We start from the raw sequence: 20535 nt of genomic DNA, 5'->3' as shown, positions 1-20535 counted from the left end.
TGAAGGACCGGCGCCGCCAGGCCGCAAGTCGCGAGTCGCGACGCTGAAGGACCGGCCGGGCGGACAGCTGCGGTGAGGACCGCCCCCGGCGGGCGAAGCCGGGCCCTACGGCGGTGCGGGGAACACCGGGAAAAACCGGTTGTGCCGCCGCGCCCGGTCGATCACAGTCCCAGGATGCCCCGGCCCCGCTCCCGCAACTACCCGCTGCTCTCCGCCGCCGCCGTGGTCTCCCAGCTCGGTTCCCAGAGCGCGCTGATCGCCTCCGCCTTCGCGGTGCTCTCCACCGGCGGGACGGCGGGCGGCGTGGGGCTCGTGGCCACCGCGCGTACGGTGCCGATGGTGCTGTTCGTCCTGGTGGGCGGGGCACTGGCGGACCGGATTCCCCGGCACCGCGTCATGGTGGCGGCGAACGCCCTCAGCTGTGTGTCGCAGGGCGCGTTCGGCGCGCTGGTCCTGCTCACTCACGCGCAGCTCTGGCAGATGGTGGTGCTCTCGGCGCTCGGCGGAACGGGGCAGGCCCTGTTCGGTCCGGCGAACGAGGGCATGCTCCTGTCCAGCGTCGATCCCGCGCGCGCCGGGCGGGCGTTCGCGGTGTACCGCATGGCCGTGAACGGGGCGACGATCGGCGGGGCCGCGATGGGCGGGGCCCTTGTCGCATGGGTCGGCCCCGGCTGGGTACTGGCCGTCGACTCGGCGTCGTTCCTGGTGGCGGGGACGTTGCGGACGTTCCTCGATCTGCGTGACGTGCCGCGGCGCGTGCCGGGCGCCGGGGTGCTGGACGATCTGCGCGACGGCTGGCGCGAGTTCGTCTCGCGGTCCTGGCTGTGGACGATCGTCGCGCAGTTCTCCGTGGTCAACGCGGTGGCCGTCGCCGGGCAGGCGGTGTACGGGCCGCTCGTCGCACACGACCACTACGGCGGCGCCGGGCCCTGGGGGGTGGCGAACGCGGCGTTCGGCGCCGGCACGCTGGTGGGCGCCCTCACGATGACCAGGTGGCAGCCCCGGCGCCTGCTGCTGGCGGGGACCCTGGGGATCTTCCCGTTCGCGCTGCCCCTGGCGGCTCTCGCCGTACCGGTGCCGGCGGCGCTGCTCACCTGCGCGATGTTCGTGGCGGGCGCTTCGGTCGAGGTGTTCGGCGTGGGCTGGATGACCGCCCTGCACCAGGAGATCCCGGAGGAGAAGCTGTCACGGGTCTCGTCGTACGACTGGCTGGGCTCGATGGCCCTCGTCCCGGTGGCGACCGCGCTCGCGGGCCCGGCGCAGGACGCGTTCGGCCGGGGGCAGGCGCTGTGGGGCGCGGCGGGTCTGATGGTGCTGCTGACCGGCGCGGTGCTGTTCGTGCCGGACGTACGTACGCTCCGGCGGCGGCCGCACGGCGGGACGCCGGGCGTCGGGGCCGAGCCGGGCGCGGAGGGGATCACCCCTGCCGAAACCGGTGCGGCGGCCGGGCGGGGACCGGACCGGGCCGCCCCTCCCGAAGCCGGCGACGCGGCTGGACCGCGAGGGGACGGGGGTGGGATCGTCCCTCCCGCGCGGCACACGGCGGCCGGGCCCGGTCCGTCAGCCGATGCTGAAGGCTCCGTCGGGCGGGCGGGGTGACGGCTCCGCCGCGTCGTCGCGCACGGGTCCGGCCCGGCCGGTGAAGCGGCGCAGCGACGCGCCCTCCTCGACGCGGGCGGGGAACGCGTCACCCGCGGTACGGCGGGCGAGCGCCACGGTGTCCAACGGCACGCGGGACGCGACAAGGACGGCGTTGCCGAAGCGCCGGCCGCGCAGCACGCCGGCCTCGGCGACCAGCGCCACCTCGGTGAAGACGGCTGAGAACGTGGCCAGTTGGGCCCGCAGGAACGTGAAGGGGGCACCGTCGGCGAGATTCGCCGCGTAGACCCCGTCGGGGCGCAGGACGCGTGCCGCCTCCCGCGCGTATTCGACGGAGGTGACGTGCGCGGGTATGCGTGAGCCGCCGAACACGTCCCCCACGATCACGTCGGCCGAGGCGTCCGGCGCGGCGGCGAGCCACTGCCGGGCGTCGGCGTGGTGGACCGCGATCCCGGCGTCGCGCGGCACGGGGAGGATCTCCGCGACGAGCGCGAGGAGCGCCCCGTCGGCCTCCACGACGTCCTGCGCCGAGCCGGGCCGGGTGGCGGCCACGTAGCGGGGCAGGGTGAGCGCGCCTCCGCCCAGGTGCAGCACGGCGAGGGGCGCGCCCTCGCGGCCCGTGGTGTCCAGGACGTGCGCGATGCGCCGCACGTACTCGAACTCCAGGTGTTCCGGGTCGTCGAGATCGACGTAGGACTGGGGTGCGCCGTCGACCGTCAGCAGCCAGGCCCGCTCCCCGTCCACGTCGGGCAGCAGGCGCGCGGTGCCGGAGTCGACGGCGCGCGTCACGGGTACCGGTTCGGTCGGTTCGCTCACCGTCCCATTGTCGCGGACGGTGAGCGGCCCGGGCCGGGCGGACTCAGAGCACCTGCGTCACGGTGCCCGCGCCGACCGTGCGCCCGCCCTCGCGGATCGCGAAGCCGAGCCCGGCCTCCAGTGGTACGTCACGGCCCAGCTCGACGGTCATGGTGACCGTGTCGCCCGGCCGCGCGACCGCGCCCGCGCCCAGGTCGACGTCGCCGACGACGTCCGCCGTCCTGATGTAGAACTGCGGCCGGTAACCGGTGGCGACCGGGGTGGTGCGACCGCCCTCCGCCGCGGACAGCACGTACACCCGCGCGGTGAAGCGACGGCTCGGCGTCACGCTGCCGGGCTCGGCGACCACCTGGCCGCGGCGCACCGCGTCGCGGGAGAGCCCCCGCAGCAGCAGCGCCACGTTGTCCCCCGCCTGCGCCAGGTCCATCGGCTTGCCGAAGGTCTCCAGGCCGGTGACGGTGGTCGTGTGCGGCCCGGCGTCCGCGCCGAGCACCGTCACCCGGTCGCCGACGCGCACGGTGCCGCGCTCGACGGCGCCGGTGACGACGGTGCCGCGTCCGGTGATCGTCAGGACGTTCTCCACGGGGAGCAGGAACGGCGCGTCGGTGTACCGCACGGGTGTCGGCACGTACGTGTCGACGGCGTCGAGCAGCGCCTCGATCGCGCCGGTCCAGCGGGGGTCGCCGTCGAGCGCGCGGAGTCCGGAGACCCGCACGACCGGGGCGGTGTCCCCGCCGTAGCCGTGCGCGCTCAGGAGCTCGCGCACCTCCAGCTCCACGAGGTCGGTGAGCTCGTCGTCGCTCGCGTCCGCCTTGTTGAGGGCGACGACGATGTGGTCGACGCCGACCTGGCGGGCCAGCAGGACGTGCTCGGCCGTCTGCGGCATGATCCCGTCGAGCGCGGACACGACGAGGATCGCCCCGTCGAGCTGCGCGGCGCCGGTGACCATGTTCTTGATGTAGTCGGCGTGACCTGGCATGTCGACGTGCGCGTAGTGGCGGGTACCGGTCTCGTACTCGACGTGCGCGATGTTGATGGTGATGCCGCGCGCGGCCTCCTCCGGCGCACGGTCGATCCGGCCGAACGGGACGTACGTGGCGCCGCCGCGCGCGCTGAGCACCTTGGTGATGGCGGCGGTCAGCGTGGTCTTGCCGTGGTCTACGTGGCCCATGGTGCCGATGTTGAGGTGTGGCTTCGTGCGCACGTATGCCGTCTTGGGCATGGCTGTGACGTCCTGCCTGATGGTCCGGGACTGCTCGGGACCCCGCCGGTCCGACCGACCCTCCCCCCTGCGGGGTCCGCCGGTCGTCGCGGGGAGGGTCAGCTTCGAGCGCCGTCGAGGGCGGCCACCGCGACCGCGGTGGCGGCTGATGCCAGGTGGGCGCAAGCGAACACGGCAGCCTTCGGCGCGGCCGCGACTGCGGACCGCGCTGCGAGGAAGGCGTACCGGAACATGGGTCAGATCCTCGCCGACGGCCGGGCCCGGCGTCGAACGAATTACGAGGGACCGGGCCGCCCGGGTACGACGTGCTGACATGCGTCGCACCCGGCCTCGGGACGCGCCCGTCGCGGACGGCCGCCACGAACGCGCGCACCGCGTCCGAACCGGCTCCGGCGGCCCCCCGCCGCGGTTCCGGAAAGTGCGGGAGGGGGCCGGGGAAGCCGGGGACTGCCGGACGCCGTACAGCGCGCACACCACGAACTCGGTTACTCTCCGGGCGTGCTCCACACCCTCCCTCCGCCCGCGCGGGACCCCCTCCGCTCGCGGATCCTGCGCCGGTTGCTCTCCCCGTGGTGCCGGTTCGCCCTGCTGGTCGCCGTGCTCGGCGCGGCGGCGGCCCTCGTCGTCGTCTACCAGCCGCAGCGGCTGCTGTCGGACGGCTGGCCGGTCCACTCGGCCGGGTCCGTCACGGCCGTGCTGTTCGCGCTGGCGTACGGGCTGTCCGCGGCGGCCTTCGCACCCCGGCCGCTGCTCAACGCGGCGGCGGGGGCCCTGCTCGGAACGGTGGCCGGGCTCACGGCGGCGATCGCGGGAACGGTGTTCGCGGCGGCGATCGCCTTCGGCCTCGGACGGGTGCTGGGGCAGGGCGCGTTGCGTCCGCTCGTACGGGGTCGGTGGCTGACGGCGGCCGACGGGCTGATGAGCCGTTACGGCTTCCGCTCGATGCTGGCGATCCGGCTCTTCCCGGGAGTGCCGTTCGCGGCGGCCAACTACGGGGCGGCGGTCTCCCGGATGACCTGGCCGTCGTTCCTCGTGGCGACCGGGCTCGGCTCGATCCCCAACACGGCGGCGTACGTGGTGGCGGGCTCGACGGCCGCGTCGCCGACATCCCCCGCGTTCCTGGTCGCGACGGGCTTCATCGTGGCGTCGGGGGTGGCGGCGGGTGTGGTCGGCTGGCGCAAACGCCACCACCTGGGCGCGGCGGCCCGAGCGCACGGCGCCGACGGCCACCGGGGGTCCGACGACTCCTGAGGTTCTTGTCGGCGTCGGGGATCGTGGCGGCTCGTGACGTCTCACGACGGTGAGCGGCGCTCAGCGGACGGCGGGACCGTGGCCGACCCCGGCTCGCGCATGCGGACGCTGTCGCGGCGCACCGAGCGATCAAGGTCCTCCCGAGCCGCCGCTCACCGCCGCTCGGAAGTCGGCCGCCGCCGCACGCCGGAGGCCCGGGGCCCCGACGGACCGGCGGCGTGCGCGTCAGCCCAGCGCGGCGGCGAGCCCCAGTCCGCCGTCGGCCGGTTCCGCGAAGAACCGCGCCACGTCGGCATCGCCCACCTCGCGCAGTTCGGCGGGTGTCCAGCGCGGCCTGCGGTCCTTGTCGACGATCTGGGCGCGCACGCCCTCGGGCAGGTCGGGCAGGGCGAGCGCGGCGCACGAGGCCCGGTACTCGGCGTCCAGCGCGGCCTCCAGGCCGGACAGTCCGCGCGCCGCGCGCAGCACGGCGAGCGTCGCCTTGAGAGCGGTGGGCGAGCGCGTCAGGATCGTCGCGGCGGCCTCCTTGGCGGCCGGATGCCCGTGGTCGAGGAGGCGTGCCACGATCTCCTCGACGTCGTCGGCGGCATAGCAGGCGTCGATCCACTCGCGCTGGGCGGCGAGTTCACCCTCCGCGGGCTCGGCGGCGAACGCCCGCACCGCCTGGCGGGGGTTGCCCTCGCCGAGCGCGACCGTCAGGGCCGACAGGTCGACGGAGCGCACGACATGGTCGGCGAGCCCGCACAGGACGGCGTCGGCGGCGCCCACCGCGGCCCCCGTCAGGGCGAGGTGGGTGCCGAGTTCGCCGGGCGAGCGCGACAGCAGGAACGTGCCTCCGACATCGGGTACGAGGCCGATCCCGGTCTCCGGCATGGCCACCCGTGAGCGCTCGGTGACGATCCGGACCCCGCCGTGCGCGGAGATGCCGACGCCGCCGCCCATCACGATGCCGTCCATGAACGCGACATAGGGTTTGGGGAATCGGGCGATCCGCGCGTTGAGCCGGTACTCGTCGCGCCAGAACGCCGGTGACGTACGGCCTCCTTGGAGTGCGTCCTCCCGTACCGCGCGGATGTCGCCGCCCGCACACAGGCCCCGCTCGCCCGCACCGGAGACGACAACGGCTCTGACGGAGTCGTCCTGTTGCCACGCGGTCAGAGCGGCGTCGATCAGCCCGACCATCCGGTGCGTGAGCGCGTTGAGCGCGCCCGGCCGGTTGAGGGTGAGCAGGGCCGCATGGCCCGTCCTGCCGAGCAGTACCGGATCTTCTGACGCCATGGTGCGGGTGGTTCCTTGCCTCGGGCCCCCGGAGGTCCGGCCGCCTGCGCCGGTTTCCGGGGTGCAACATTGCACTTCCTTTACAAACGGTACGCTGCTGCCTCCGTCCCTCCCCCAGCACCTCGACTCCTGGCGGCCGGTTTTCCCATGTCTTGGTTCGAATCCGTGGTCCTCGGACTCGTCCAGGGGCTCACCGAGTTCCTTCCCGTCTCGTCCAGCGCGCACCTGCGGCTGACGGCCGCGTTCGCCGGCCGGCACGACCCGGGGGCCGCGTTCACGGCGGTCACCCAGATCGGCACCGAGGCGGCCGTACTGATCTTCTTCCGGGCGGACATCGTACGGATCGCCTCCGCGTGGGCGCGCTCCCTGGCCGACCGGTCGATGCGCGGGGACCAGGACGCCAGGACCGCCTGGCTGGTGATCGTGGGATCCGTGCCGATCGGCGTGCTGGGTATCGCTTTCCAGGACCAGATCGAGGGGCCCTTCCGCGATCTGCGTCTCATCGCGGCGACGCTGGTGGGGATGGGCATCGTCCTCGGCATCGCCGACCGGCTGGCGGCCCGTGGCGAGAGGGGCGGGCGGCACCGGGCAGTCAGGGAGCGCAAGAGCCTGCGAGACCTCGGGGTGCGGGACTGGCCTGGTGTACGGCTGCTGCCAGGCCCTCGCGCTGGTGCCGGGCGTCTCCCGGTCGGGCGCGACGATCAGCGGCGGGCTGTTCCTCGGCTACACACGCGAGTCGGCGGCGCGCTACTCGTTCCTGCTGGCGATGCCGGCGGTGCTGGCCTCGGGCGCGTACGAGCTGAAGGACGCGGGTGAGGGGCACGTGGCGTGGGGGCCGACGATCCTCGCGACGCTGATCGCCTTCGCCTCGGGCTACGCGGTGATCGCGTGGTTCATGCGGTTCATCTCGTCGAGGTCCTTCATGCCGTTCGTGATCTACCGCACGGCTCTCGGCGTCGCCCTGTTCTTCCTGGTCGACACGGGCACACTGCGTCCCGACGCGGGCGAGCCGACGCTCTGAGACGACGCCCGGGGGCTCCGGGTTGCCCCGCATCCACGTGACACACAGCACGTTTCCGTCTCGGGGTGTGACCAAGAACGCTCACGGAATGGTCACGATCGGGCGCAGTCAGGTTTTAGGCTTGCCTCATGTCCAAGTCCTCCGCCTCCCCGGCCGCACCCCGCAGGGTGTCCGACGCCGCGGCGACCAACGAGCGCATCCGCGCGCTGGTCGATGCGGCCGACGGGACGTGGCCCGCCGAGGCCTATGAGGTCCTGCTCCTTGAGTGGGCTGCGGCGGTCAGCCCCCGCAGGCGGCGCCGCCTGAAGCGCGTCGACAGCGCCGCCTGACTCCGGGCCGGCCCGCCTCGCTGCGGTGCCGGGTGACCGCGCCCCGTCCGCTCGCCGGTCTGCGGGAGTCACGGCCCCACCTCACTCCACCGACCGGCAGCCCGCAACACCGGTCCTGCGGGCATGGACGGCCGCGCCCGGGCCCACGCCGGCTGCGGTTGCCCGGCCCCGCTGCCGGTGCCGGGTGCCGGTGACCCGGCCCCGCTGTCAGTCGATGGCGAGTTCACCCATCGCGCTCCAGCCGTCCGCACCTTCGATGGTGGTGCTGACGATGTCCGGCGTACGGCTCACCAGCGGCCGCATCGTCGCGATCGCCGCCTTGAAATGGTCCGAGTTCACGTGCGCGCCGGCGGCGTCGTCCTGGAACGCCTCCACCAGTACGTAGGTGTTCGGGTCCTCCAGGCTGCGCGCCCACTCGAACCAGAGGTTGCCGGGCTCGGCGCGCGTCGCCGCGGTGAAGTCGGCGACCTTCGCGGGCCACTCCTCGGCGTGCTCGGGCTTCACCGGGAATTTCACGGTAATGAAGATCATTCGGACAGTGTAGGCGTCCGGCCCCACGCGGCGTCAGGTCCTGGGACGACCCGGTGGGCGCGGTGCGCGCGCCGCCACGAGCGGGCGCCCCGGGCGCCCTCCGCCGCGGCCCGAAGCGCCAGCTCGGCCAGCGCCTCGGGGGCACCGGCCTGACCGCGCGCCCCCGGAAAGGCGTTGACGTCCACGATCCGCGGTGTGCCACCACCCGCGTCGACGAGGTCGACCCCGTACACGTCGAGCGCGAAGACCTCCCCGGTGCGCAGCGCCAGCGCCGCCCAGCCCGGGGGCAGTTCCCCCGGCCCGAGCGGCCCGCCCCGCCGGGGCGCCTCGTCCCCCGGGGCCGCGTCCTCGGCCAGTTCCGAGCGGCGCAGCGCGGCGAAGAGGCGGCCGCCTATCACCCACAGCTTGTGGTCCCAGCCACTGTTCTCAGTGAACGGCTGCACCACGACCGGCTCGTCCCGCCAGCGGGGCAGGAGCGCCCGCAGCGCCTCCGGACCGTCGGCGCGGGCCACGAGGTCGCCCCTGCGGCTGTGCCGGCTCTTGACCACCACGGGGTACGAAAGCGCCGGCCCTGCAGCGAGCCGCGCGAGTGAGGGAACGCCCCGGGTGGCGACGAACGGCAGCCCGGCGCCGCGCGCCGACTCCGCCATCGCGACCCTGTCCTGGCACAGCCCGGTCGCGGCGGCGGTGTTGAGCACGGGCGCACCGCGCTCCTCCAGCCGCCTCGCCAGCGCGAGGGCCGCCGGCGTGCGCGCCTTGAGCAGGTAGACGTCGGCGGGCGGGCCGTCCCCGTCCGGCGCGCCACCGCGCTCCGGGTCGAGCCATCGGACCTCGTGGCGGGGCGTCAGGAGTGCCGTGGCGCCCGCGAGGAGCGGATGGTCCGGCCGCGCGGTGACGAGGCCTATCCTCATCGCTCCTCACCGGCCGGCACGGGTATCTGCGCGGGCAGCCGCGCGGGTGCCGGCAGGGGCATCGCCGGGGGCCCCGCCGCCCCGCCGCGCGCGAGCCGCAGGACGGCCCGGGCGACCCGCGCGGCGGCGTCCGGCACCTGGCGGAAGCTCGGGAAGTCGTTCACGTCGACCACCACGGGACCGTCGGGTCCGAGCAGCACGTCGAGGCCGAACAGGTCCAGCCCGTACACCTCGCCGACGCGCGCGGCGATCGCCGCCACCTCGCGCGTCAGATCGACCCGGCGCTCCGGGGGGGTGCGGTCGGGGTGCAGGGGCGAGCGGCGCTCCGTGGCGTACAACTCCCCGGCGACGGAGTACACCTTGAGGTCCGTGCCCTCGTTCGGCACGTACGGCTGCGCGATCAGCAGTCCCTCGTCGCGCCGTTCCGCCGCCATCTCGACGAGCCGTTCCGGTGTCGGTACGAGGTGGACGCCGCGCCCCGAACTCCCGTCGGCGGGCTTGACGACGAGCGGGAACTCGGCAGCGGGGATCTCCGTGAACATCGCCCACCGGGCCGCCGCGTAGGTGACCGGGACCGGCAGGCCCCGGCTGCGTCCGATGGCGGCGGCCAGCGCCTTGTCCCGTACGCCCCGGATGGCGCGGGCGTCGTTGACCGTGGTGAGGCCGACGGCCGCCGCCGCCTCCAGCAGCGTCAGGCCCGGCCCGCCCGACACGGTCTTGAGCACCCACGCGTCGTGGCTGCCCGCGCGGACCACCTCGGAGACGGGCACCAGTGAGCTGCCGGGCCGCAACACGTCCACCCGGTGCCCCCAGGCCGACAGCTGACGCATCACCTCGACGGGCATGCCGTCGTGGCGGTACTGCTCCTCCACCAGAAAGCAGAGTCTCATCGTCCCAACCCCGTATCCCCGTATGTCAGGAACCCCGCGTGCGCGGGCGTACGCCCGGCTCTGTGCGACACCTGAGAGATCATGATTCATCCCGTCCCCGCCCACCGCACCGGCCCCCGCCGGGGTGCGTGGACACGTGCGACACGCGCGCGTCCGTTGCGCGGACGATACCCCGTCACGCGATGGATCCTCGCGGGGTGGGGACGCCCAAGTGCGCCCGCCCCCGGGCGAGTCGGCGGACCGCCGCCGAGAGCCCCCGGGAAATCCGCCGGGCGGCCGCGAACGGGAACTGGGGCAGCCGTGTGAGTCACCCGGCGGCGTGGTCCCCGGCGGGTAGTGATGGCCGTGGGGAAGGCCAGCACCAGCGGTGAGGAGGCTCGGCATGCCGGTTCCGGTCGGTGTGATCGAACAGCGCGATGACGGCCCGCTGCGCCGGGGCCCCCGCGCCCCCGCGTGGCGGCGCGGCGCGGCGGCCCTCTGCGCGGGCGCGCTGCCCGCCCTGGCGTTCCCCGCTCCGTCCTGGTGGTGGTGCGCCTACGTCGCCCTGGTGCCGTGGCTGCTGCTGGCAGGCAGCGCGCCGACGCGGGGCCGGGCCGCGCTGGACGGCTGGCTCGGCGGGGCGGGCTACATGGTGGCCGTGCACCACTGGCTGTTCGGGAGCGTGCACGTGTTCATCGTGGTGCTCGGCGGGCTGCTCGGGCTGCTCTGGGCGCCCTGGGGAGTGCTGGTGCGGTCACTTCTCGGCGGCGCGGACGGACCGCCGGGGGCGGGGAGGTCCGCGGCGGCGCTCGCCGTCGTCCCGTCGGCGTGGCTGCTGGTGGAGATCGTCAGGTCCTGGCAGGGGCTCGGTGGGCCGTGGGGTGTGCTGGGCGCGAGCCAGTGGCAGGTGGTCCCGGCACTTCGGCTGGCCTCCGTGGGCGGGGTGTGGCTGGTGAGCCTGGCCGTGGTCGCCGTCAATGTCGCGGTGGCGCTGGTCATCGTGTCGGCGGCCTCGCGGCTGACGGCGACAGTGGCGCTCGTGCTGGGTGCCGTCGCGACGGGGTCGGTGTGGGCGTGGGCGCCGCTGCCCGCCGAGTCGGGTGCGGCACCGCGGATCGCGGTGGTCCAGCCGGGCATCGTCTCGCGCGCGCCGGGATCGCCGCAGTTGCGGTTCGCGCGGAGCGAGGAGCTGACGCGCCAGGTGGCGGACGGCCGGGCCGACCTGGTGGTGTGGGGCGAGAGCAGTGTGACGCACAGTCTGGCGACGCATCCGTCCCTGGGCCGGCGGCTGACCGCGCTGTCCCGCACCCTCGGTGCGGACGTCCTGGTGAACATCGACGCGCCGGACACCGACGCCCGGGGCCGCCACGGCATCTTCAAACGGAGCACCCTGGTGGGGCCCGGGGGGCCGACGGGTGTCACGTACGACAAGATGCGGCTGGTGCCGCTCGGGGAGTACGTCCCCGCCCGGCGGCTGCTCGGCTGGGTCACCTCGGTGGGCCGGGCGGCCGGGCAGGACCGGGTGGCGGGGCGCCGCCAGGTGGTGATGACGGTGCCGCGAAGGGACGGCGGGAGCCTGCGGGTAGGACCGCTGATCTGCTTCGAGTCGGCCTTCCCCGACATGAGCCGCAACCTCGCGAACGACGGCGCGCAGGTGCTGGTGGTGCAGTCGTCGACAGCGACGTTCCAGGACACCTGGGCCCCGGCGCAGCACGCGTCGCTCGGCGCGCTGCGGGCGGCGGAGACCGGCCGCCCCGTGGTGCACGCGACCCTCACCGGCGTGAGCGCGGTCTTCGGGCCGCACGGCGAGCGCGTCGGCCGGGAACTGCCGACGGCGCGCAGCGCGTCCGCCGTCTACGAGGTGCCGTTGGCTCAGGGCGCGACGCTCTACGACCGGTTCGGTGACTGGGCTGTGTACGTGGCCGTCGCCGTGGTGGCGGCCTTCTGCGCGTGGCGCGGACTGCGCAGGACCCCAGGGGCGCGCGGCGGCCTGCTCAGGCGCCCTCTGTCTGCGCCGCCCGTACCACCCGCTCACACAGTTCATGGGTCTCCAGCGCGTCCCGGGCGCTGAGCGTCCGCCCCGCGCGTACCGCGTCGAGGAAGGCGAGGGACGCCTGCTCGATGCCGCGCTGGCGGGCGACGGGCACCCAGTCGCCGCGCCGACGCACGCTCGGCTGGCCCTTGTGGTCGATGACGGTGGCCAGGTCGTGCACCGCGCGCTTGGAGTCCTGGCCGGACACTTCGAGAATCTCCTCGGTGGACCCGCTGGTCCTGTTCATCATGCCGATGGCGGTGAACCCGTCGCCGGACAGCTGGAGCACGAGGTGGTGCACGAGGCCGTCGCGGACCCGTACCCGGATGTCGGTGTGCTCCACGGTGCCGGGCACGAGGAAGCGGAGCGTGTCCACCACGTGCACGAAGTCGTCCACGATCACCTCGCGCGCCGCGCCGGCCAGACCCACACGGTTCTTCTGCAGCAGGATGAGCTCGCGCGGGTGCTCCAGGCACTGCGCGTACGAGGGGGCGAAGCGGCGGTTGAACCCGACGGCGAGCGTGGTGCCGCGCTCCTCCGCCAGCCGCACGAGGCGCTCCGACTCGGCGTACTCGGCGGCGATCGGCTTGTCGACGTACGTAGGGATGCCCGCGTCGATCAGGCGGCCGACGATCTCGGGGTGCGCGGCCGTCGGCGCGTGCACGAACGCGGCGTCCGGGCGGGCCGCGATCAGCGCGTCCAGGTCCCCGTGGCACTGTGCAGCGGGGATCCGATGGGCCGCGGCCGTCCGCTCCAGCGTCGCGGGGGTCCTGGTCTGGAGATGGAGCTCGATGCCGGGCTGCGCCACCAGCACCGGCAGGTAGGCCTTCTGTGCGATGTCGCCGAGCCCGATGCAGCCGACCTTCACGAAAACCCTCCCGGAGTGTGCCGTCCGGGCAGCATACGTCGGCCGTTCCGGGGGCACGGCGCCGGATAACACCTCGCGCGCGGGCCGCCCGTCCGACACCATGGCCGCCATGACACCGCCCTCACCAGCACAGCCCGCTCCATCCGCGCGCCCGGCCACCCCCGCACCGCCGTCCTCCGTCGCGTCCGCGCCCTCCGCGACGCCTCCCACGCCTCCCACGCCTCCGACGCCCGAGGAGGCGGCGGCGCTGCGTGGCCCGCAACCGCTGGGCAACGCCGGTGAGCGCCGCCAGCTGGAGGACTGGCTCGACGTGCACCGGGCGACCCTCGCCATCAAGTGCGCGGGCCTCTCGGACGAGCAACTGCGGCAGCGGCCCGTCGCGCCGTCGGGCCTCAGCCTCCTGGGGCTCGTGCGCCACCTGGCCGAGTGCGAGCGGGGCTGGTTCCGCGAGGTGCTCGACGGGGAGGACGTGCCGGGCATCTACTTCACGGACGCCGACAACGACGGGGACTTCCATCCGGGTGCGGACGACACCTGGGCACAGGCGTACGCGACCTGGCAGGCGGAGATCGCCATCGCCCGGGAACGCGCGGCGGCGCACGGCCTCGACGACGAGGGAGCGGGGCGCCGGCAGCGGACGAGCGGGCAGCCGTTCACGCTGCGGTGGATCTACCTCCACATGATCGAGGAGTACGCGCGCCACAACGGCCACGCGGACCTGATCCGTGAGGCGCTCGACGGCACGACGGGCGACTGACGGCGCCCGCGCGCCCGGCATCGGTCGCGTGCTGTGGGCCCGGCCGGGTCAGCTCCGGTGGCCCCGGGCGCCGGTCGGGTGGGCCCGGTCAGGTCCGGTGGGCCCGGTCAGGTCCGGTGGGCCCGGTCAGGTCCGGTGGGCCAAGTCGGACCCCGTCGAAGGCGCGCCCGCGCCCCGCGGGCCCCGTCCCGACCGACCGCGTCACCACGGCGGTGGAGATCATCCTTCCGTGTTGATTGTGCCCGGGAACCTGTCCGAAGTGGGCATCGGGCCAGCAGAGTTGCCGGAATGCGACGAGCCAGAACCACCACGATGCTCCTGATCAGCGCGGCCGGTGTGGCCGTGACGGCCGTGTCCGGCTGTGTGTCCGTGAGTCCGGACCGCCCGCTCGCGCAGGGGCAGTCGCCGGGCGCCTCCGCGCCCGGGCGGGACACGCCGGATGTGCGGTCGCAGATCGTGCAGGCGCCCGTCCGGGAGGCACTGGAGATCGCGCAGCCGCCCTCGCCCACGCCCACGGCGCCGAGGCCCGCCGCGCAGTCGGCACCGGAGCCCGGGCCCGGACAGCAGCACGTCGCGCCGCGCCCGCCCGCACGGGACCGGGCGCCGGAAACGCACCACCGGGTGCGGCCCCACGAGGCCGGCGGCGCCGGGGCGGGGAGGCACGACCGGCCGCAGGAGCGGGGCGGGCCCCGGGCGGACCGGCCGGCGCCCGGCGCCGCACCGGTGGGCGCGGCCGGCGTCTGCGAGCTGGGCGAGACGTACGGGCACTGGCCCGCGGGCAGCCCGCAGGCCCGCATCTGCCACGAGACGTACCGCCACTGAACGCCCCGAGCCGCCCGGCACCGGCTGACGCTCCTCGGAGCGGGCCCCGGCCCGGCGTTGGGGGCGCGGGGCCCGGTCAGCCCGGTCAGCCCGGTCAGCCCGGTCAGCCCGGTGCGAGTTGCCGCGCCACCCGGGCGATCGCCGTGCGCACCCCGTCGCCGTAACCGTCGTCCCCCAGCACGTGGACACAGGCACGCGCGCGCTCCAGATGCAGCAGGGCGGCATCGGGACGGTGCAGTTTCACGTAGTCGGCGGCCAGGTTGACGTGGAAGGCGGGATGGAAGGCGACCACCTCCGGCAGGTCCCCGTCCGCCGCCGTCAGGGCGCGCAGATCCCAAGCCAGTTCGTCACCGGGATCGTCCTGCGTGTCGGCGATGTAGTGGGCCAGCGTGCAGCGCTGGACCGGGTCGCCCGTGTCCCCGATCTCCGCCCACAGCTCCCCCATGCGGTTGCGCGCCTCTTCGCGGTCGCCGCCGTGGAGCAGGATCACCGCCTGTCCGATCCTGGTCACAAGGGACTCCTCGGACGACTGCCGCTGCTCCATGCCTGGCGCCTCCACCGTCGCGTGATGAAAATCAGACAAAACGCTCGATGGGAACGCTAGTCGCGGTCGCCCGCAATCGCCCTCAGGCTCGGCCCAGGTCGGGGATCCGCCAGTCGATCGGCGTGTGCCCCTGCGCGGCGACCGCCGCGTCGATCTGCGTGAAGGGGCGCGATCCGAGGAACTTCTTCGCGGACAGCGGCGAGGGGTGGGCCCCCTTCACCACCGCATGCCGCTTCTCGTCGATGAGCGGCAGCTTCTTCTGCGCATACGCCCCCCACAGCACGAACACGGCCGGGTCGGACCGCTCGGCGACCGCCCTGATCACGGCGTCCGTGAACTTCTCCCAGCCCTTGCCCTTGTGCGAATTGGGCTCGGCCTCGCGGACCGTCAGCACCGCGTTGAGCAGCAGGACGCCCTGCCGCGCCCACGGCATCAGGTAACCGTTGTCCGGCACCGGATGGCCGAGATCCTCGCGCATCTCCTTGTAGATGTTCCTCAGGGACGGCGGGATCCGCACCCCCGGCCGCACCGAGAAGCACAGGCCGTGGCCCTGCCCCGCGCCGTGATAAGGGTCCTGGCCGAGGACCAGCACCTTCACGTCCTCGTACGGCGTGGCCTCCAGGGCGGCGAAGACGTCCTCCCGGGGCGGGTACACCGGCCCGTTCGCCCGCTCCTTGGCGACGAACTCCAGCAGCTCGGCGAAGTACGGCTCCCGGAGCTCCTCACCCAGGACGCCGCGCCAGGACTCGGGCAGCACGTCGGTCTCGGTCACGTCAACATCCTCCGGGGTTCGTATCTCTGCCGATCGCTCACGAACCTACCGGGCACCACTGACAACGGCGGCGGCCGACCGTCCCGCCAGGGACGACCGGCCGCGCAGCGCACACGTGAGGGCGCGGGAAGAACCCCGCCCCGGGCGGCTCAGACCCCGGCCGTGAGGAACATCCCGCCGTCGATCACGAGGGTCTGGCCGGTGATCCAGCCGGCCTCGTCCGAGGTCAGGAAGGCCGCGGCGCCGCCGATGTCCTCCGGCACGCCGAGCCGCCCCATCGGGTAGCCCGCCGCCGCCTCCTCCTCGCGGCCCTCGTAGAGCATCCGCGCGAACTTGGTCTTCACGACGGCGGGCGCGACGGCGTTGACCCGCACGATCGGCGCGAACTCGTGCGCCAGCTGCAGGGTGAGGTTGATCATCGCGGCCTTGCTCATGCCGTACGTCCCCATGAAAGGGGACGCGTTGAGGCCGGCGACGGAGGCAACGTTGACGATCGTACCGCCGTGCTCCTTCTGCCAGGCGTGCCACGTCTTCTGCGCGAGACCGAGCGCGGAGAGCACGTTGGTCTCGTACGTCTTGCTCGCGACGGCCAGGTCGAGGTCCGCGAGGGCCGAGAACACCGGGTTGGTCCCCGCGTTGTTGACGAGGTGGTCGACCCGGCCGTAGGCCTCCATCACCCGCTCGACCACCGCGCTCTGGTGGGCCGGGTCGTGCGCCTTGCCGGCGACGCCCATGGCGCGGTCCGGGCCGAGTCGCTCCACCGCCTCCTTGAGCGCGTCCTCGTTGCGTCCGGTGATGCACACCCGGTCGCCGCGCGCGACGAGCGCCTCGGCGATCCCGTAGCCGATGCCCCGGCTGGCCCCCGTGACCAGGGCGACCTTGCCGGTGTCGGGTGCGGGGTTCGGCGTCTGCTGCTGTGTCATGGCTGTGGTCCTCGGATTCAGTTGAGCGGGCCACCGGCGACGTACATGACCTGGCCGGACACGAAGCCCGCGTCGTCGCCGGTGAAGAAGGCGATGGCGCCCGCGACGTCCTCGGGCCTGCCGACGCGCTGCACCGGGATCTGGCCGGCCATCGCGGTCTGGAACTCCTCGAAGCCGACGCCCAGCCGGGCGGCCGTCGACGCGGTCATCTCGGTGACGATGAAGCCGGGGGCGACCGCGTTCGCGGTGACACCGAACTTGCCCAGCTCCTTGGCCAGGGTCTTGGTGAAGCCCTGCAGGCCCGCCTTGACGGCCGAGTAGTTGAGCTGGCCCCGGTTGCCGAGCGCGGAGGACGACGACAGGCTGACGATCCGGCCGAACTTCGCGTCCACCATGTGCTTCTGGCAGGCGCGCGCCATCAGGAACGCGCCCTTGAGGTGCACGTTCATCACGGTGTCCCAGTCGGACTCGGACATCTTGAACAAGAGGTTGTCCCGCAGCACACCCGCGTTGTTGACGAGGATGGTCGGGGCGCCGAGCTCGGCGGCGACGCGCTCGACCGCCGCCTCCACCTGGGCACTGTCGGACACGTCGCAACCGACCGCGAGAGCCTTGCCGCCCGCCTCGGTGATCTTCTTCACAGTGTCGGCGCAGGCCGCCTCGTCCAGGTCGAGTACGGCGACGGCGCGGCCCTCCGCGGCGAGCCGTACCGCCGTGGCGGCGCCGATCCCCCGCGCCGCCCCGGTCACGATGGCGACGCGCTGCTCGGTGGTGGACATCCCTGTTCTCCTCGCCCTAGGAATCCGCATGTGCTGAGCAACCGCTTAGTCGCTTCGGCAGACGAGACGCTAGAAGCCCTGGCACGCGGTGTCAACGGGCCCGCCCCGTGGCGGTCCCCTCAGTCGGCCGGTACACGGCGGAGCGGGGGCGCGCGCGGCGGCCGCGCGACCGCCCCGCACCCCCGGCCGATCAGCGCACGAGGAGAGCCAGCAGCCGCTCGGCCTCGGCCTTGGCGTCGACCGTCAGGCCCGTGTGCACCGGCCCGGGCTGCACGACGGTCGAGCGCGGCGCGATCAGCCACCGGAACCGGCGGCCCGGATCGTCCCCGCCGGCCTGCCCGGCGGCCGCCCCCCCGTCACAGACCGACTCGACGGCGGCGAGCGCGGCCCGCACGCCGGCCAGGTCGACCGACGGGTCCAGTGCCAGCAGGCGGGCCTCGTCCAGGTGGGTCTTCGCCGCGATGAACGACTGGCCCCGGCAGTAAAGGATCACGCCGGCGTTGCAGCACTCGCCGCGCTCGACGCGAGGCACCACACGCAGCAGTGCGTACTCGTAGACGTCCCGCGCGCTCATCGGCCGCCGTCCTGTCCTTCGGGCCGCTCCGCGGGGCGCAGCCGGGCGGCGAGCCAGCCGGGCGCCTGCGAGGGACGGGTCTTGGCGGGAGCGTCCATGACGATGCGCTCGTGGATGGTGGCGGCACGGGCCAGCAGCGGTGCGATGTAGGCGCGCCGCAGCTCGTCGGTGGTGTCGAAGCCCGGTTCGTCGACCAGCCATTCGTCGGGCACGGCCGCCGTGATCTCGCGCAGCAGCTCCTCGGTCACGAGAGGCGCGAGCGCGGCGGCGGCCGACGCGATGTCCGGCGAGAACTCGGCCAGGGCATGGTCCGACGCGTTGTACGGCTTGGCGGCGGACGCCTGCGCCGTGGGCCAGTTGTGGTGCCAGATCATCGTGGCGCCGTGGTCGATGAGGTACAGGTCGCCATGCCAGACGAGCATGTTCGGATTGCGCCAGGAGCGGTCCACGTTGTTGATCAGCGCGTCGAACCAGACGACCCGGCCCGCCTCCGCGGGGCTCACCTCGTACGCGAGCGGGTCGAAGCCGAGGGCTCCCGGCAGGTAGTCCATGCCGAGATTCAGTCCCCCGCTCGCCTTGAGCAGCTCCTGGACCTCCTGGTCGGGCTCGCCCAGCCCGATGACGGGGTCCAGCTGCATGGTGACCAGCTCGGGCACCCGCAGGCCCAGACTGCGGCCGAGCTCGCCGCAGATGATTTCCGCGACCAGCGTCTTTCGCCCCTGGCCGGCCCCGGTGAACTTCATGACGTACGTTCCTAGGTCGTCGGCTTCGACGATGCCCGGGAGCGACCCGCCCTCACGCAAGGGCGTGACGTAGCGGGTCGCAGTCACCTCATTCAGCATTTTCCTAGGCCATCCGTCCCATACATCTTGTATTCCATGGTCGCTTCCAGAAGGGTGCAGGGCCGCACATCGCCCTCCAGCGGAGCTGGGGAGAATCTGGGGAGTCTCGGCCGACGTGCCGATCCCCTTCATCACTCCCGCAGCATTCGCTCGATGGCGGCGCGACCCTTACTACCGGCCTCTGGCATGAAGTGAGCATAGTAACCGAGGGTGATCGAGGGCGAGGAGTGCGGGAGCCAACGAGCCAAGGCACGACGGTCTCTCCGGCCTCAAGCATGATCGAGGCGTAGGTGTGCCGCAGCACATGAAATCCGTCCCGCGGGGCCGCGGCCCACTGCCAGGGCTTCGCCCCCTGCGCACGCGCCGGGATCACGCAGGCCGCGGCCAGCGCGGGCTTCCAGGAGTAGGTGTCCCACGTATTCACCGCGACGGCGTTCCCGAATCGAGTGGTGAGTATAGGAGGAGGAACTTCCTCGCCTGCCCCTCCGGCTCCCCCCACGGAAGCTCCACCTCCACCGGCCGGAACGCTTCGACATGGCGCTTCAGCTCGTCGTCCACCGAGGAGGGCATGTCGACGGTACGGGTCTTCTTCCCCCTCGGCAGGGCGAAGTACAACCTTCCTCGGACCGCCTGGATTTGGCGGCGTACATGGAGGACGCCTCGTGCGTAGTCGATGTCCTCCGGACCAAGCCCGAACACCTCGCCCTGACGTAGCCCGCATCCCAGGCCGACTACGACGGCTATCCGGTTTCGCGGGCTGATGACGTCGCGGACTCTCAGAGCAGTCTCCAACCGCCACGCGTCGCGTCGCTCTTGCGGCGCCTTTGGCCACCGCACAGACTTCGCGGGCATGGGGTTCCCGGTAAGCGGTCTGTCCTCGACGGCCGCTTCCAGGATGGAGGAGAGCTCGGACAGTATGCCGCGCTGGTAATCGACCGAGGAGACGGTTGACTACAACTTGGCTATGCACGCGCGCAGATCCGCCGCCGGGATGTTGTCCGCCATCGAGGTCCGTACCGTCGGCCAGGCTCTTGCCCGAGCCGAACTGGCGATGATCGAGAGTGACAACGAGCCGGCCCGGACGGCCTATGCCCAAGCACTGGCCGACTGGGGGACGTCGGCGGCTACGACAGGCGCGGCTCTCGTCGGCCACAGAATGGCGGGCGCCTCGGCGACACGGCACCCGCGGGAGGAGCGGGCCGAGACCGACGCGAGGAGTCCGAAGCTGCCTGCAGCGGTGGTGGCGCCCTGGTAATGGGTCAGCGCGTGAGCGCGACCACGCAGTCGGCTGCCGCGAGGGGTGTCACCGCTGGGCGTGCGTGTCGTGCGGTGCACGTTCGGCTTCGTCCTGGACCAGCAGCGACAGGAGTGAGCTGACGGTGAGGCCGGCTTCGGCGGGATGGCGCAGGACCTTGCCTGCAGCGATGTGGTAGCTGTTCGCGCGGCCTTCGCGGGTGTGGGAGAGATACCCGTCCTGTTCGAGGTCGGAGATGATCCGTTGGACGGCTCGCTCGGTCAGCCTGCAGCGCGCGGCGATGTCGCGGATGCGGACGGTCGGATCGTCGGCGATCGCTGCGAGCACGCGTGCGTGATTGGTCAGGAACGTCCATCCGACGTGGGCTTCAGGCACTGCATCCATGACGTCATGGTAAAGCAGGCCGCCTATTGCAGCCCGCCGATACATGAACTATGTTTCGTGTATCAGCTGACGTCTTCTGATGGAATTCGGAGGGAGCGGACCATCATGTCCTGGGGAGTGTCCGCCACGCCGCGGCGCATGTCCTGCGCCCCGACG

22 protein-coding genes and 1 pseudogene are annotated in these 20535 nt (G+C 73.3%); 8 read left to right on the top strand and 15 right to left on the bottom strand.

Annotated features, from left to right (window positions below; all coding sequences use genetic code 11):
- Window positions 1–174 precede the first annotated feature (174 nt).
- Entirely contained in the window at window positions 175–1599 is a 1425-nt protein-coding gene (locus tag OG310_RS29885) for an MFS transporter (RefSeq protein ID WP_329458935.1), read from the top strand.
- Here OG310_RS29885 and OG310_RS29880 read toward each other — a convergent pair.
- Together OG310_RS29880 and tuf are read right to left on the bottom strand one after the other, a co-directional pair.
- A complete protein-coding gene (locus OG310_RS29880) occupies window positions 1561–2415 on the bottom strand; it encodes a spermidine synthase (RefSeq protein ID WP_329458934.1) in 855 nt (284 codons plus the stop codon). The two genes, OG310_RS29885 and OG310_RS29880, sit on opposite strands and share 39 nt — an antisense overlap.
- A 43-nt stretch (window positions 2416–2458) precedes the next feature.
- On the bottom strand, window positions 2459–3637 hold the full coding sequence (gene tuf / locus OG310_RS29875) for an elongation factor Tu (protein WP_329458933.1): 1179 nt from the start codon (window positions 3635–3637) through the stop codon (window positions 2459–2461).
- Window positions 3638–4135: 498 nt separating this feature from the next.
- On the opposite strand from tuf, the gene OG310_RS29870 reads away from it, so the two are divergent.
- Window positions 4136–4888 (top strand): TVP38/TMEM64 family protein, encoded by a 753-nt coding sequence (locus tag OG310_RS29870; protein WP_329458932.1) that lies wholly within the window; start codon window positions 4136–4138, stop codon window positions 4886–4888.
- A 225-nt stretch (window positions 4889–5113) separates the two neighbouring features.
- On the opposite strand, the gene OG310_RS29865 is transcribed toward OG310_RS29870, so the two are convergent.
- Complete coding sequence (locus OG310_RS29865; RefSeq protein WP_329458931.1) at window positions 5114–6166, bottom strand: enoyl-CoA hydratase/isomerase family protein; 1053 nt, start codon at window positions 6164–6166, stop codon at window positions 5114–5116.
- 147 nt (window positions 6167–6313) lie between these two features.
- Between OG310_RS29865 and OG310_RS29860 the strand changes: the two are divergent.
- Together OG310_RS29860 and OG310_RS29855 are read left to right on the top strand one after the other, a co-directional pair.
- Window positions 6314–7187 (top strand): annotated as a pseudogene (locus OG310_RS29860) (undecaprenyl-diphosphate phosphatase).
- Window positions 7188–7315: 128 nt separating this feature from the next.
- A complete protein-coding gene (locus tag OG310_RS29855) occupies window positions 7316–7516 on the top strand; it encodes a hypothetical protein (protein WP_329458930.1) in 201 nt (66 codons plus the stop codon).
- A gap of 207 nt (window positions 7517–7723) precedes the next feature.
- Here the strand turns inward: OG310_RS29855 and OG310_RS29850 are convergent, their stop codons facing one another.
- From OG310_RS29850 to OG310_RS29840, 3 genes are read right to left on the bottom strand one after another with little or no spacing between them, the layout of a single operon-like run.
- Window positions 7724–8047 (bottom strand): putative quinol monooxygenase, encoded by a 324-nt coding sequence (locus OG310_RS29850; protein ID WP_329458929.1) that lies wholly within the window; start codon window positions 8045–8047, stop codon window positions 7724–7726.
- A complete protein-coding gene (locus OG310_RS29845) occupies window positions 8044–8958 on the bottom strand; it encodes an ATP-grasp domain-containing protein (protein WP_329458928.1) in 915 nt (304 codons plus the stop codon). The genes OG310_RS29850 and OG310_RS29845 overlap by 4 nt, the downstream gene beginning before the upstream one ends.
- Window positions 8955–9848, bottom strand: coding sequence for an ATP-grasp domain-containing protein (locus OG310_RS29840; protein ID WP_329458927.1), 894 nt, complete (start codon window positions 9846–9848; stop codon window positions 8955–8957). The genes OG310_RS29845 and OG310_RS29840 overlap by 4 nt, the downstream gene beginning before the upstream one ends.
- A 382-nt stretch (window positions 9849–10230) precedes the next feature.
- Between OG310_RS29840 and lnt the strand changes: the two genes are divergently transcribed.
- Window positions 10231–11898 carry an apolipoprotein N-acyltransferase gene (gene lnt, locus OG310_RS29835; protein WP_329458926.1) on the top strand — a complete coding sequence of 556 codons (1668 nt, stop codon included), beginning with the start codon at window positions 10231–10233 and terminating at the stop codon, window positions 11896–11898.
- Here lnt and OG310_RS29830 read toward each other — a convergent pair.
- Entirely contained in the window at window positions 11822–12727 is a 906-nt protein-coding gene (locus tag OG310_RS29830; RefSeq protein WP_329458925.1) for a Gfo/Idh/MocA family protein, read from the bottom strand. The genes lnt and OG310_RS29830 overlap by 77 nt on opposite strands.
- Window positions 12728–12974: 247 nt before the next feature.
- Here OG310_RS29830 and OG310_RS29825 point away from each other — a divergent pair, with 247 nt between their 5' ends.
- Together OG310_RS29825 and OG310_RS29820 are read left to right on the top strand one after the other, a co-directional pair.
- A complete protein-coding gene (locus OG310_RS29825; protein ID WP_329460463.1) occupies window positions 12975–13484 on the top strand; it encodes a DinB family protein in 510 nt (169 codons plus the stop codon).
- A gap of 288 nt (window positions 13485–13772) precedes the next feature.
- The gene (locus OG310_RS29820) at window positions 13773–14306 is read left to right on the top strand and encodes a hypothetical protein (protein ID WP_329458924.1); all 534 of its coding nucleotides are present in this window, start codon (window positions 13773–13775) and stop codon (window positions 14304–14306) included.
- A gap of 103 nt (window positions 14307–14409) precedes the next feature.
- On the opposite strand, the gene OG310_RS29815 is transcribed toward OG310_RS29820, so the two are convergent.
- The 7 genes from OG310_RS29815 to OG310_RS29785 form a co-directional block, all read right to left on the bottom strand.
- Window positions 14410–14850: a hypothetical protein gene (locus tag OG310_RS29815; RefSeq protein ID WP_329458923.1), complete on the bottom strand. Its 441-nt coding sequence runs from the start codon at window positions 14848–14850 to the stop codon at window positions 14410–14412.
- An 82-nt stretch (window positions 14851–14932) separates the two neighbouring features.
- Complete coding sequence (gene ung, locus OG310_RS29810) at window positions 14933–15622, bottom strand: uracil-DNA glycosylase (RefSeq protein WP_329458922.1); 690 nt, start codon at window positions 15620–15622, stop codon at window positions 14933–14935.
- Between the two features lie 149 nt (window positions 15623–15771).
- A complete protein-coding gene (locus OG310_RS29805) occupies window positions 15772–16545 on the bottom strand; it encodes an SDR family oxidoreductase (protein ID WP_329458921.1) in 774 nt (257 codons plus the stop codon).
- 17 nt (window positions 16546–16562) lie between these two features.
- Window positions 16563–17324: a 3-oxoacyl-ACP reductase FabG gene (gene fabG / locus OG310_RS29800; protein WP_329458920.1), complete on the bottom strand. Its 762-nt coding sequence runs from the start codon at window positions 17322–17324 to the stop codon at window positions 16563–16565.
- 190 nt (window positions 17325–17514) lie between these two features.
- Window positions 17515–17898 carry a DUF3037 domain-containing protein gene (locus OG310_RS29795; protein ID WP_329458919.1) on the bottom strand — a complete coding sequence of 128 codons (384 nt, stop codon included), beginning with the start codon at window positions 17896–17898 and terminating at the stop codon, window positions 17515–17517.
- Window positions 17895–18740 carry a HipA family kinase gene (locus OG310_RS29790; protein ID WP_329458918.1) on the bottom strand — a complete coding sequence of 282 codons (846 nt, stop codon included), beginning with the start codon at window positions 18738–18740 and terminating at the stop codon, window positions 17895–17897. Before OG310_RS29790 ends, OG310_RS29795 begins: the two co-directional genes overlap by 4 nt.
- 420 nt (window positions 18741–19160) lie before the next feature.
- Complete coding sequence (locus OG310_RS29785; RefSeq protein WP_329458917.1) at window positions 19161–19592, bottom strand: hypothetical protein; 432 nt, start codon at window positions 19590–19592, stop codon at window positions 19161–19163.
- A gap of 112 nt (window positions 19593–19704) precedes the next feature.
- Here OG310_RS29785 and OG310_RS29780 point away from each other — a divergent pair, with 112 nt between their 5' ends.
- Entirely contained in the window at window positions 19705–19995 is a 291-nt protein-coding gene (locus tag OG310_RS29780; protein WP_329458916.1) for a hypothetical protein, read from the top strand.
- A 48-nt stretch (window positions 19996–20043) separates the two neighbouring features.
- Here the strand turns inward: OG310_RS29780 and OG310_RS29775 are convergent, their stop codons facing one another.
- Complete coding sequence (locus tag OG310_RS29775; RefSeq protein ID WP_329458915.1) at window positions 20044–20379, bottom strand: helix-turn-helix transcriptional regulator; 336 nt, start codon at window positions 20377–20379, stop codon at window positions 20044–20046.
- Between the last annotated feature and the right edge of the window lie 156 nt (window positions 20380–20535).

This window comes from Streptomyces sp. NBC_01497 (assembly GCF_036250695.1).
In the GTDB taxonomy this organism is placed as follows: Bacteria; Actinomycetota; Actinomycetes; order Streptomycetales; family Streptomycetaceae; genus Streptomyces.
The sequence above is the reverse complement of the archived record's forward strand: the minus strand, read 5'-3'. Positions and strand labels throughout refer to the sequence as shown.